At 65.6% G+C, this 11997-nt stretch carries 12 protein-coding genes; 9 read left to right on the top strand and 3 right to left on the bottom strand.

Annotation, left to right across the window (positions count from 1 at the left end):
- Nucleotides 1-39: 39 nt before the first annotated feature.
- The 9 genes from ACLD02_RS16275 (at nt 40) to ACLD02_RS16235 (ending at nt 8919) form a co-directional block, all read left to right on the top strand.
- Nucleotides 40-1152, top strand: a complete 1113-nt coding sequence (locus ACLD02_RS16275; protein WP_161385446.1) for a BMP family ABC transporter substrate-binding protein — start codon at nt 40-42, stop codon at nt 1150-1152.
- A 27-nt stretch (nt 1153-1179) separates the two neighbouring features.
- A complete protein-coding gene (locus ACLD02_RS16270; protein WP_410299168.1) occupies nt 1180-2304 on the top strand; it encodes an ABC transporter permease in 1125 nt (374 codons plus the stop codon).
- Entirely contained in the window at nt 2297-3217 is a 921-nt protein-coding gene (locus ACLD02_RS16265) for an ABC transporter permease (protein WP_194865632.1), read from the top strand. The genes ACLD02_RS16270 and ACLD02_RS16265 overlap by 8 nt, the downstream gene beginning before the upstream one ends.
- Nucleotides 3218-3239: 22 nt before the next feature.
- Complete coding sequence (locus ACLD02_RS16260; RefSeq protein WP_203105952.1) at nt 3240-4244, top strand: formamidase; 1005 nt, start codon at nt 3240-3242, stop codon at nt 4242-4244.
- Between the two features lies 1 nt (nt 4245).
- Nucleotides 4246-4935: a cysteine hydrolase family protein gene (locus ACLD02_RS16255; RefSeq protein WP_410299167.1), complete on the top strand. Its 690-nt coding sequence runs from the start codon at nt 4246-4248 to the stop codon at nt 4933-4935.
- Nucleotides 4936-4937: 2 nt separating this feature from the next.
- Nucleotides 4938-6470, top strand: a complete 1533-nt coding sequence (locus ACLD02_RS16250; RefSeq protein ID WP_410299166.1) for an ABC transporter ATP-binding protein — start codon at nt 4938-4940, stop codon at nt 6468-6470.
- On the top strand, nt 6467-7150 hold the full coding sequence (locus tag ACLD02_RS16245; protein WP_410299165.1) for a cysteine hydrolase family protein: 684 nt from the start codon (nt 6467-6469) through the stop codon (nt 7148-7150). Before ACLD02_RS16250 ends, ACLD02_RS16245 begins: the two co-directional genes overlap by 4 nt.
- A 1-nt stretch (nt 7151) precedes the next feature.
- Complete coding sequence (gene hpxZ / locus ACLD02_RS16240; protein ID WP_410299164.1) at nt 7152-7547, top strand: oxalurate catabolism protein HpxZ; 396 nt, start codon at nt 7152-7154, stop codon at nt 7545-7547.
- Nucleotides 7548-7638: 91 nt separating this feature from the next.
- Nucleotides 7639-8919, top strand: coding sequence for a peptidoglycan DD-metalloendopeptidase family protein (locus tag ACLD02_RS16235; RefSeq protein WP_410299163.1), 1281 nt, complete (start codon nt 7639-7641; stop codon nt 8917-8919).
- A 161-nt stretch (nt 8920-9080) separates the two neighbouring features.
- Here ACLD02_RS16235 and ACLD02_RS16230 read toward each other — a convergent pair whose 3' ends face one another.
- From ACLD02_RS16230 to ACLD02_RS16220, 3 genes are all read right to left on the bottom strand, one after another.
- Nucleotides 9081-9911, bottom strand: a complete 831-nt coding sequence (locus ACLD02_RS16230) for a DUF3037 domain-containing protein (RefSeq protein WP_410299162.1) — start codon at nt 9909-9911, stop codon at nt 9081-9083.
- On the bottom strand, nt 9908-10627 hold the full coding sequence (locus ACLD02_RS16225; RefSeq protein WP_410299161.1) for a HipA family kinase: 720 nt from the start codon (nt 10625-10627) through the stop codon (nt 9908-9910). Before ACLD02_RS16225 ends, ACLD02_RS16230 begins: the two co-directional genes overlap by 4 nt.
- A gap of 373 nt (nt 10628-11000) precedes the next feature.
- Nucleotides 11001-11996: an alpha/beta fold hydrolase gene (locus tag ACLD02_RS16220; RefSeq protein ID WP_410299160.1), complete on the bottom strand. Its 996-nt coding sequence runs from the start codon at nt 11994-11996 to the stop codon at nt 11001-11003.
- Between the last annotated feature and the right edge of the window lies 1 nt (nt 11997).

Genomic DNA, 11997 nt, shown 5'->3' with positions numbered 1-11997 from the left:
CGCCGTGTGCCGGCGCGCCCAGCGTTAAAGGACAGCTCAATGTCTCAACTCAAGCGTCGTGATTTCCTCAAGGCCGCCGGCCTCCTCGGTGCCTCCGCCGCCTTGCCCGTGAACCTGCTGCGCGCCGCCGGTGGCGGCGACCTCACCGTGGGCTTTCTGTACGTGGGCGCTCGGGATGACTTCGGCTACAACCAGTCCCACGCGGAAGCCGCCGCGGTGATCAAGCAAATGCCCGGCATCAAGGTGGTGGAGCAGGAGAACGTACCGGAAACCGTGGCCGTGCAACGGGCCATGGAAGCGATGATCCGCCAGGACGGCGCCAGCCTGATCTTCCCCACCTCGTTCGGTTACTTCGACCCACACGTGCTGAAGGTGGCGCGGCGCTTTTCCGATGTGCGCTTTGCCCACTGCGGCGGTCTCTGGGAAGAGGGCAAGCACCCGATGAACGTGGGCAGCTTCTTCGGTTACATCGACGAAGCCCAGTACCTGAACGGCGTGGTGGCCGGCCACATGAGCAAGTCCGCCAAGCTCGGTTTCATCGCCGCCAAGCCCATTCCCCAGGTGCTGCGCAACCTGAACGCCTTCACCCTGGGTGCGCGCTCGGTGAACCCGGACATCACCACCTCGGTGATCTTCACCGGTGACTGGTCATTGCCGGTGAAGGAAGCGGAAGCCGCCAACAGCCTGATCGACAGCGGCTGCGACGTGCTCACCTGCCATGTGGACGGCCCCAAGGTGCTGGTGGAAACCGCCGAGAAGCGCGGCGTGATGACCTGCGGCTACCACGCCAGCCAGGCGGCGCTGGCTCCGGAAGGCTATCTCACCGGCGCCGAATGGAATTGGGTCACGCCGTACAAGAAACACGTGCAGGCGGCCCAGGCCGGCGAGCCGATGATCAACTTCCTGCGCGGCGGCCTGAAAGAAGGCTTCGTGAAAACCTCTCCCTACGGACCCAAGGTCAGCGCCGAGGCGAAGAAGAACGCCGACGCGGTGAAGGCGGAAATGATGAGCGGCGACTTCGTGATCTTCGGCGGCCCGCTGAAGAACAACGGTGGCGAGATCGTGATCCCGGACGGCACCGACTACAAACAAACCGCCGTGGAACTGGAGCGCATGGACTACCTGGTGGAGGGCGTGCGTGGCCAGATCTGAGCGAGCGCGCGTTAGCGGGAGCCCGTCATGCTGAAACCCTGGCTGGGGCGGGCCGGCGTGCTGCTGCTGCCGGCCCTGCCCACGCTGTGCGCCCTGGTCACCACGGCGGTGCTGTTCATCGCCTTCCTGCTGATCCAGGGCCGGCCCGCCTGGCAGGCCGGGCCGCTGGTGTTCGAAGGCGCCTTCGGTTCGCTGTTCGCCTGGGAAAACACCCTGATGCGGGCCGCGCCGCTGATGCTCACGGCGCTGTGCGTGGCGCTGCCGGCCCGTGCCGGGCTGATCATCATTGGCGGCGAGGGCGCGCTGGTGCTGGGTGGCCTGGCGGCGGCGGTGACGCCGCTGTGGCTGCCGGCGCTGCCGGCCTGGCCGATGCTGATCGCCATGGGCGTGGCCTCGATGCTGGCCGGCGGGCTGTGGATCGGTCTGAGCGGCTGGCTGCGCCAGAAGCGCGGCGTCAACGAGACCATCGGCAGCCTGCTGCTTTCCTACATTGGTCTGGCGATTTTCCGGCATCTGGTGGAAGGGCCGTTGCGTGATCCCAACAGCCTCAACAAACCGTCCACGCCGCCACTGGATAGCAGCTACCAGATCGGCGTGATCAGCGACAGCTTCTATGTGCACTGGGGCCTGGTGGCGGGCATCGTCGCCTGCGTGCTGGCCTGGGTACTGGTGCGCTACAGCGTGATCGGCTTCGCCCTGCGGGTGGTGGGTGGCAACCCGCGCACGCCGCGCATGCTGGGGCTGCCGGTGGACCGGCTGGTGCTGCTCACCTGCGTGCTGGGCGGCGCCGCCGCCGGTCTGGCGGGCATGTTCGAGGTGAGCGCGGTGCAGGGCAGCGCCAACACCGCGCTGATCTCCGGCTACGGCACCGCCGGCATCCTGGTGGCTTTCGCCGCCCGCCACAATCCGCTCGCCATCATCGCCTGCGCGATCCTGCTGGGTGGTCTGGAAGCCAGTGGCGGGCTGCTGCAACGGCGCCTGGGATTGCCCGACGCCACCACCCTGATTCTGCAGGGCATGCTGTTCATCAACCTGCTGGCCTGGGAAACCCTGACCCGCCGCACCGGCGACTGGCGCCTGTGGCTGCGCGGGCACTGGATCGCGGCGCCGCGCGCCGGGCTCGAGGAAAAAGGAGAAACCAGCCATGGTTGAGTCCGACCTGTCGATCTTCCTGCTGGCGCTGCTGGCCGGTGCCATCCGCGTGGGCACGCCCTTTCTGTTCGTCAGCCTGGGGGAATGCCTCACCGAAAAAGGCGGGCGCATCAACCTGGGCCTGGAAGGCATCCTGGTCACCGGCGCCATGACCGGCTACGCGGTGTCCTACCTGTCCGGTTCGCCCTGGCTGGGCGTGCTCGCCGCCGGTGGCGCCGGCCTGTGTCTGGGGCTGGTGCACGGCGTGATCTGCTCGCTGCCCCGGGTCAACGACATCGCCTTCGGTATTGCCCTGATTCTGTTCGGCACCGGCCTGGCGTTCTTCCTGGGCAAGGATTTCATTCAACCCAGCGCGCCCATGCTGCCGTCCATTCCCCTGGGCGGCTGGAGCGACGACACCCGGGTGCGCTCGGCGCTCAACGTCAATGTGCTGTTCTTTATCGGCGTGGCGCTGGCGTTCGTGCTGCATTGGGGCCTGCGCGGCACCCGCTGGGGGCTGGTGCTGCGGCTGGTGGGTGACCACGAGGACTCCGCCCAGGCGCTCGGTTACCGGCCCGCCGGGGTGCGCATCGTGGCCACCGGCGTGGGCGGCTTCCTGGCCGGCGTGGGCGGCGCCTATTTGTCGCTGTACTACCCGGGCAGTTGGAACGAGGGCCTGTCCAGCGGCCAGGGCCTGATGGCGGTGGCACTGGTGATCTTCGCCCGCTGGCAACCGATCAACTGTCTGTGGGCGGCGTTGCTGTTCGGTGCCGCCGGCGCCGTGGGCCCGGCCCTGCAGGCCATCGGCATTGGCTGGGGCTACTACCTGTTCAACGCCATTCCTTATGTGCTGACCCTGGCGGTGATGGTGATCACCTGCCGGCCGGACCGAACCCTCAGTGGCGCGCCCGGCGAACTCAGCCTGAACCGATAACCCGACGAGAGAAGGTATTCCCATGTCCAGCGGACTCTCCGGTTTGAACAAAACCCCCAACGGCGTGGTGATGGGGCTGGCGCAACTGGCGCTGCCCGATCCGCGCACCCGGGATCAGCTCTGGCAACAGACGCAACGCGTCATCGAGATGATCGGCAAGGCCCGGCGCTCCATGCCGGAGATGGATCTGATCGTGTTTCCGGAATATTCCCTGCACGGCCTGTCCATGGACACCTCGCCGGACATCATGTGCGACCTGGACGGCCCGGAAGTGGCGGCGCTCAAGCAGGCCTGCGTCGATCACAAAATCTGGGGCTGCTTCTCGATCATGGAGGCCAACCCCAACGGCAACCCGTTCAATTCCGGTCTGATCATCGACGACACCGGCGCGCTGAAACTCTACTACCGCAAGATGCACCCCTGGGTGCCGGTGGAACCCTGGGAGCCCGGCGACCAGGGCATCCCGGTGTGCGAGGGGCCCAACGGTTCCACCCTGGCGCTGATCATCTGCCACGACGGCATGTTCCCGGAGATGGCCCGGGAGTGCGCCTACAAGGGCGCGGAAATCATGATCCGCACCGCCGGCTACACGGCGCCGATCCGCCACTCCTGGAAGATCACCAACCAGGCCAACGCCTTCACCAACCTGATGCAGACCGCCAGCGTTTGCATGTGCGGCTCAGACGGCACCTTCGATTCCATGGGCGAGGCCATGTTCGTCGATTTCGACGGCGTGCCGCTGGTGGAAGGCGGTGGCCGTGCCGACGAAATCGTGTGTTGCGAGCTGCGTCCGGACCTGGTGCGCGAAGCGCGCGAGCACTGGGGCGTGGAGAACAACATCTACCAGTTCGGTCACCGTGGCTACGTGGCGGTGAAAGGCGGCGCCGGCGATTGCCCCTACACCTATATGCGTGACCTGGCGGCGGGCCGTTACCGGCTGCCCTGGGAAGACAAGGTGAAACACACCGACGGCAGCGCCTTCGGTTTCGAACCGCCGGAACGGACCTACACGCCAGGAGAGCATTGATATGAGCGAGCACTTCATCACCGCCGATCCCTACCCCTGGCCGTACAACGGCGACCTGCGCCCGGACAACACGGCGTTGATCGTCATCGACATGCAGACCGACTTTTGCGGCAAGGGCGGTTACGTGGACAGCATGGGCTACGACCTGTCCCTGACCCGGGCGCCCATCGAGCCGATCAAAAGCGTGCTGGCGGCCCTGCGCGAACGGGGCTTCATGATCATCCATACCCGCGAAGGGCACCGCCCGGATCTGGCCGACCTGCCCGCCAACAAACGCTGGCGCTCGCAACGGATCGGCGCCGGCATCGGTGACGCCGGCCCCTGTGGCCGCATCCTGGTACGCGGCGAACCGGGCTGGGACATCATTCCGGAACTGGCGCCCCTGGACGGCGAGGTGATCATCGACAAGCCCGGCAAGGGCTCGTTCTGCGCCACCGACCTGGAGCTGATTCTGAACACCCGGGGCATCGACAATATTATTCTCACCGGCATCACCACGGACGTGTGCGTGCACACCACCATGCGTGAAGCCAACGACCGCGGTTTCGAATGCCTGCTGCTGGAGGACTGCTGCGGCGCCACCGATCAAGGCAACCATGACGCCGCCATCAAGATGGTGAAAATGCAGGGCGGCGTGTTCGGCAGCGTGGCCGATTCCAGGGCCCTGCTGGACGGCCTGGGAGCACTGTGACCATGCGTGCCCTGAAGCTGGAAACCATCGGCGCCAGCAAGACCTTCGGCACGTTCCGGGCCCTGGACAAGGTGTCCCTGACGGTGCGCGCCGGCACCGTGCACGCCCTGCTGGGCGAGAACGGCGCCGGCAAGAGCACCCTGGTGAAGGGGCTGGTGGGCTACTCGCCCCTGGACGAGGGCAACATCCTGGTGGACGACCGGGAGTACGCCGTGCGTTTGCCGCGGGACGCCCACGGCCTGGGCATCGGCATGGTGTACCAGCATTTCACCGTGGCCCCCGGGCTCACCGTGGCCGAGAACCTGGTGCTGGCGCGGGGCGATCTGCCGGCACGTATTCACTGGAAAGCGGAGCGCGAACGGCTGAGCGCCTTCATGGACGGAATGCCGTTCAAGCTGGACCCGGACCGGCCGGTGGCGGCCCTGGCCGCCGGCGAAAAACAGAAGCTGGAAATCCTCAAGCAGCTGTATCTGGACCGGCGCCTGATCATTCTCGACGAACCCACCTCGGTGCTCACCCCCCAGGAAGCGGATGAAGTCTTGGGGCTGATGCGCGATCTGGCCCACGACGGCCAGGTGTCGGTACTGATGATCACCCATAAATTCCGCGAGGTAACCGCCTTCGCCGACGACGTCACCGTGCTGCGCAAAGGGGCCCTGGTGGGCAGCTGCAAGGTGGCGGACACCAGCCCGGAGGCGCTGGCGGAATGGATGATGGGGCGCAGCGACGACCGCACCGTGGCCGGCGAACGACCGCCGGTGGACCCGGATCGCGGGCCGGCCCTGGAAGTGGCCGGCCTGGAGGTAAACAACGACAAGGGCGTGCGCGCCGTGCACGGCGCCTCCTTCGTGGTGCGGCCCGGGGAGATCCTGGGCGTGGCCGGCATCTCCGGCAACGGCCAGCGGGAACTCACCGAGGCTCTGCTGGGCCAGCGCAAACGGGAAGCCGGCGCGGTGCGCGTGCACGGCGAGCCCTACCATGCCAGCCGCCGGGAAATGCTCGACCGGGGCGTGCACAGCCTGCCCGAGGAGCCGCTGCGTAACGCCAGCGTGGCGAGCATGTCGGTGGCGGAGAACCTGGCCCTGCGCAGTTTCGATCAGGCGCCGATCCGCCGCCAGGGCTGGCGGGTCAGCCGCCGGGTGATCCGCGAGCAGGCCCGTGGCCTGATCGAGCGTTTCCAGGTCACGCCGCCGGACCCGGACCGGCCCATCGGCACCCTCTCCGGCGGCAACGTGCAGCGCGCGGTACTGGCCCGGGAGCTCACCGAGGAGGTGCGCGTGCTGATCGTGTCCAACCCGGTGTTCGGTCTCGACTTCGCCTCCGTGGCGATGATCCACCAGCGGCTGATGGACGCCCGCAACCGGGGCGCCGCCGTGCTGCTGCTCAGCGAGGACCTGGACGAACTGCTGGAACTGGCGGACCGCATCCTGGTGATCCACGACGGCGAGCTGGTGTTCGAGACCCCGGCGGGCCGGGCCGACCGCGCCGAGCTGGGCGCGCACATGGCCGGCGGCGGCGAGCGGGCGGCGTCATGATCGAGGTGGAGGCGCGCCCCGGCGCTTACCGGTTCGAGCCGGCCACCACCGCCCTGGTGGTGATCGACATGCAGCGGGACTTCCTCGACCCGGGCGGTTTCGGCGCCGCCCTGGGCAACGACGTGACGCCTCTGCGCGCCATCATTCCGGCGGTGGCGGAGCTGCTGGCGCTGGCGCGCCGCCACGGTCTCACCGTGATTCACACCCGCGAATCCCACGCCCCGGACCTGTCCGATTGCCCGCCGGCCAAACACCAACAGGGCAAGCCCGGTCTGCGCATCGGTGACCCGGGGCCGATGGGCCGCATCCTGGTGCGCGGCGAGCCGGGCAACCAGATCGTGCCGGAGCTGGCGCCGCTGGACGGCGAATGGGTGATCGACAAGCCGGGCAAGGGCATGTTTTACGCCACCGGCCTGGACCGGCGGCTGCGCGAGGCCGGCATCAAGGCGTTGTTGTTCGCCGGCGTCACCACCGAAGTGTGCGTGCAGACCAGCATGCGCGAAGCCTGCGACCGAGGCTATCGCGGCCTGCTGATCGAGGATGCCACGGAAAGTTATTTCCCCGAATTCAAACGGGCCACCCTGGAAATGGTCACGGCCCAGGGTGGCATCGTCGGCCAGGTGGCCGGTCTGGCCGCCCTGGACGTGGCCCTGACACAGGCCACGAAAAAGGAATCCTGATATGACGGCTTCACCGGAAATCAACCTGCCCCGGGTGGTGGCGGAAGTACGCACCGCCTTCGAGGATTACGAGCGGGCGCTACTGGATAACAACCTGGAGGTGCTGGATGGCTACTTCTGGGATCACGCCGCCACGGTACGCTACGGCGTGGCGGAGAACCTGCATGGCGGCGAGCAAATCGCCCGCTACCGGCGCCAGTGCCAGCCGGTGGGCCCGGGCCGCAAACTGTTCAATACCGTGATCACCACCTTCGGTGACGACTACGCCACGGTCAGCACCCAATTCCGTGACGGCGTCACCGAGCGGGTGGGGCGGCAGATGCAGACCTGGGTGCGCTTCGCGGATGGCTGGAAGGTGGTGGCCGCCCATGTGAGCGTGGACCTGAGCACGCTCTGAAACGGCGACGGCGCGTTCAAATTGGCGGTGTAATACTATAACATCAGCCGATCCTTACACCGTCTTCCGTCATCGGCCCCGGGGGAATGCCATGTCCCGCTCACCGTTTTCCATTGTGTTGCCACCGCTGTTGATCGCCCTGTCGGTGGCATTCTGGTGGCGTTACCACCCGCGTCCGGAACCGCCGCCGATGACCGACCAGGCGCTGTTGCGGCTGGCCGCCGACACCGATTTCCACAACCTGGACCCGACCCCGGCGCCGCTGCCCTGGGAGCACTACACCATTCAGCAGGGCGATCTGCTGACCCATCTGTGGAAGGAACAATGGCAACTGCCCACGGCCACTCTCTACCGGCTTATCGAGGACGCCGATCAGGGCCAGCGGCTTAACCGTCTGCGCCCGGGCCAGCACCTGGAATGGCGCGCCGACAGTGATGGCCGCCTGTTGGCCCTGCGGCTGTGGGAAAGCGATGCCCGGGGTTACGAATGGGATCTGGACGGCGACGCCATCCACGGCCAGGTGCTGGAAAAAGAGCGTGCCCACCACCGGGTGCGCGTGGCTGGCATCATCCGCACTTCCCTGGCGGCGGCTCTGGCCGGCCAACCGGCCCTCGCCGGCGCCGCCGGATCGGTGAGCGCGCAGCTCGCCGAGTTGCTGCCGCTGTCTCGCCAGGCCCGCCGTGGCGACCGTTTCTCCCTGCTGGTGGACGTGGAACGCCTGGACGGCGGCGAGCGCGCTTACTCCGCCAGGCTGATGGGCTTCGACTATGAGGGCGCCCGCCTTCAAGCCAGCGCCGCCCGTTTCGACGACGACCGTTTCTACCGGCCCGATGGCACCAGCCTGCTGCCCAGCTTCTGGCGCCACCCGTTCGCCGAGTCACACCGCTACCGGATCAGTTCACCGTTCAACCTGCACCGCCACCATCCGATCACCGGCCGCATCAGTCCTCACTATGGCACCGACTTCGCCATGCCCTCCGGTTCGCCGGTGGAAGCGCCGGCGGACGGCGTGGTGCGCCGCGTTACCCGTGGCCTGCTGGCCGGCAACTATGTCGTGCTCGATCACGGCAATGGTTATCAGACCCGCTACATGCACCTGAGCAAGGTGAGCGTGCACCCCGGCGACACCGTCCGCCAGGGCCAGGTGATCGCCCTGAGTGGCAACACCGGGCGCAGTACCGGGCCGCACCTGCACTACGAGCTGCGCATGAACGGCCGGCCGGTGAACGCCATGAAGGTATCGCTGCCCACCAAGGGGCAACTGGCCAGCGACGAGCTTAAACGCTTCCATAACCAATATGCCGCCTACTTCGACTTCCCCGCCGACGCCAACGACGGCACCGAAGTGGCCCACCGCGACCCGGAGCGATAACCCCGCGTTAGGTGGCGCTTAAAGGTAGAGGGGGTTTTGTAGGAGCGGCTTTAGCCGCGATGGCTTCCAGGCTGATCGCGGCTAAAGCAGAGCGCCGCCTGGCCGCTCCTGCGGAGGGGGCGGTTCGATGGCGTCGGCTGCGACTTGTCTTGAGGCAGCGTTTATTGAATGGCGAAGTCGCGGATTGCCTGGCGACTGTCATGGTCCTGATCGAGAACAATCTCGGCGTATCGGGCCAGGTCTTCCTGGACTTCCTGGAAAGCGAAATGCCGCTTTTTGGCATCCGTGCTATCGCCGGGATGGGGCCCCTGGATAGCGAAGAGCACTTTTTCGGGCTTCAGGCCAAAGTGTTCGAGGCGCTTTAGTTTAACGCTCCACCGGTCGGCATGATCATAGATGGCGTTCGGTGTTTTCAGGCCGAGATAAAGAGGTTTGATGGCCTTGGCCGCCCTGTCATTGATCATCTGGACGAGCGGAAACTGAACGCTGTATACGTCGGTGCCCAACTTTCTTGTCTTGAACGGTGCCGGGAGGTTCAGGCCCTTAAGGCTTTCTCTGACCTTTTTCTCCAGCCTTGCCTCGTAATTGGCATCTTTCGCAAAACCGTGGCGGACGTAATGTTCGAACAATGCGTCCAGTTCGGCTTTGGGGTCTTCGGTGAGCACGACTCTTGGAGCACCAAAGCGTAGAACCGTTTCTCGCGGATGGATTAGCCCTTCGAAAGCCGCCATCAGGTCGCGCTGGCCGCCGCCGGTGACCAGATCGCGGACACGCTCCATCTCCCGGGCCAGATTGGTGGTGGCGAAACGGTAAAGCTTTACATCCAGGTTCTGGAAAAAAGCGGTGTATCTGGATGTCTTCCTGGTTTCCAGACGAAAATCCAGAAACCCGGCCTTTTCGCAAGCCAGCAGGACACCGACGTTGGCGAACTCACCGGTTTCCGGGTAGGGCTGAAACTGAATAACGCTGTACTTGCAGGTGAAGCGCTTCATGGTATATTCCAAAAACTTCTATTGAGGCAGTTTTCTAATGCCTCTTTGCAGGGTCGGGGAGCGAAATTGCCCGGCACCGTAGCGTCGCTATCGTACCATTTCCATTCTGGCGGCGCCGTATCGAACGCCTCGTCAAAGATTGGCAGGTGCCGCTCAAAACACTCTCGAAAAAATTCTCTTTCAATGTAGTCGGAGAACAGATTGCGGGCTTCATCCTTAAAAATGTGGCTCGCCAGGAAGTCCTCCGGATCAAAATCGGTGTCAAAGGCATTATTGTGGTCGAATACCACCAGTGACTCCCGATCGAATAACAGATTCGGATTGTGAAGGGTGCGGTCCGTGTTTCGAATCCACCAGTCAAAAGCGACCACTCGTCGTTGAAGAGCAGCGGGGACTTGGTTGACTGATGCCGGTTCGAGCCATAGGGCGCGTGGTACTTTCCTGGAGCCGAAGGCCGGGCCACTGCCGATTGGGGCAAGATCGGGGGGTAGGGCCTCGACCAATTCAGGGTCCAGTTCAGCAATGCGGAATTCGGGGACGGGCAGCTCCAGGGCGGTTGCCAGGTGCGCGCATATCCATTCCTTGTACATGCTGTCCGGCGTGGTATTCCTTCCCTTCACATAATAAAAGTCATCATCCACGCCGCGGCACAGGAAGGGGCGACTGAATCCCTGGTCGGCGGGTTTTATGACTTCTTTTATCTGAACTCGGTCCACGGGCCACCTGATTGGTTCTCCCTGCTCCATACTCGACTTCCGCCGAAGATGATTCTGAATCGTACTATGGGCGGAGAATCCAGAACACCGGTGGAGCTTGCGGTTCGGGCCTGCTCACACTACTTGCCTTGCACCTGTTGCGGCTATAAATCCACCCATCAAGGCACGAGGAGAGAAGTTTGGTGGCTCCAAATGAACGACGAGTAACGCGGAGGGGTGGATTTATAGCCGCAACCCGAAGGGCTGGCGCCCTTTTGGACCTCCAGCGTCGTTGTCGGTCGCTTATTTGGACTGACCAAACGACGCTCCCTCCGCCTGGCTGGAGGTCCAAAATGACACCCAGCAGGCGCGATGCAAGTAGTGTGAACAGGCCCTAGGCCAGCAGGCGCGCCATGGCCTGGAACCAGGCGGCGGTGCTGGCGGGGTCGCGGCCCGGGGCGCCGGCGGCGTGGCCCAGGTCCGAGTCCAGGACTTCCAGGCTGGCGCCGGGGATCAGTCCGGCTTCGTGGCGGGCGTCGTCCACGGTGAAATAGAGGTCGCTACGCGACGGCAGGATCAGGGCGCGGGCGCGGATCGCGCCCAGGGCGGTGGCCAGGTCGCCGTCGCACGGGGCCGCCGTCTCCCAGGCGGCGAGTACCGCCAGCAGGTCGTTGGCGTCCTGGGCCAGATGGTCCTCCTCCCAGAAACGCAGCAGCGCCTCGATGCTGTCGAAGCCCAGCTTTCGATACAGGCCGCGCCGGAAGAATGCCTGGCTGTAGGCCCAGCCGGCGTAGACCCGGGCGAAGGCGCGCAGGCCGGCCTCCGGTGGTTGTTGGTAGTCGCCGCCGTTGAAGGTGGCGTCCGCTCTCAGGGCGGCGCGTACGCCGTCCAGGAACACCCGGTTGTGGGGCCAGCAGCGGGCGGTGGCGCACACCGGCAGCAGGCGCCGGACCCGCTCCGGATAGCGAATCGCCCATTGATAGGACTGCATGCCGCCCATGGACCAGCCGCTGGCCAGGGCGATCTCCACCGGGCCGAACCAGGCCTCCAGGGCGGCGGCCTGGGCGGCCACGTTATCCTCCAGGGCCACGAACGGGAAGCGATGGCCGCGCTGGGAAGGATGGGCGTTGCTGGGAGAGGAAGCGACGCCATTGCCGAACAGGTCGAACAACAGCACGCAGTAATCGCCGCTGGCCAGGGGGCTGCCCGCACCAAGAAGGGGCAGGCTGCCCCGGGCGGTGCCCCCGTAGTAGCAGGGAATCAGCACCAGATTGTCGCGCCGCGCGTTGAGGGTGCCGGCCTGCAGGGCGGTGAGGCGGGCGTCGCGCAGCATGCCGCCGCTCTTCAGGGGCCAGTCGCCGAGTTGGATGTGCCGTTCGATCACTGTCACG

It is taken from the genome of Alloalcanivorax sp. C16-2 (assembly GCF_046507615.1).
Classification (GTDB): domain Bacteria; phylum Pseudomonadota; class Gammaproteobacteria; order Pseudomonadales; family Alcanivoracaceae; genus Alloalcanivorax; species Alloalcanivorax marinus_A.
This window is presented reverse-complemented; position numbering and strand designations above follow the sequence as displayed.

Coding starts and splice junctions, on each gene's coding strand:
- ACLD02_RS16275 (WP_161385446.1), top strand. CDS start 40: ATGTCTCAACTCAAGCGTCGTGATTTCCTCAAGGCCGCCGGCCTCCTC.
- ACLD02_RS16270 (WP_410299168.1), top strand. CDS start 1,180: ATGCTGAAACCCTGGCTGGGGCGGGCCGGCGTGCTGCTGCTGCCGGCC.
- ACLD02_RS16265 (WP_194865632.1), top strand. CDS start 2,297: ATGGTTGAGTCCGACCTGTCGATCTTCCTGCTGGCGCTGCTGGCCGGT.
- ACLD02_RS16260 (WP_203105952.1), top strand. CDS start 3,240: ATGTCCAGCGGACTCTCCGGTTTGAACAAAACCCCCAACGGCGTGGTG.
- ACLD02_RS16255 (WP_410299167.1), top strand. CDS start 4,246: ATGAGCGAGCACTTCATCACCGCCGATCCCTACCCCTGGCCGTACAAC.
- ACLD02_RS16250 (WP_410299166.1), top strand. CDS start 4,938: ATGCGTGCCCTGAAGCTGGAAACCATCGGCGCCAGCAAGACCTTCGGC.
- ACLD02_RS16245 (WP_410299165.1), top strand. CDS start 6,467: ATGATCGAGGTGGAGGCGCGCCCCGGCGCTTACCGGTTCGAGCCGGCC.
- hpxZ (WP_410299164.1), top strand. CDS start 7,152: ATGACGGCTTCACCGGAAATCAACCTGCCCCGGGTGGTGGCGGAAGTA.
- ACLD02_RS16235 (WP_410299163.1), top strand. CDS start 7,639: ATGTCCCGCTCACCGTTTTCCATTGTGTTGCCACCGCTGTTGATCGCC.
- ACLD02_RS16230 (WP_410299162.1), bottom strand. CDS start 9,911: ATGAAGCGCTTCACCTGCAAGTACAGCGTTATTCAGTTTCAGCCCTAC.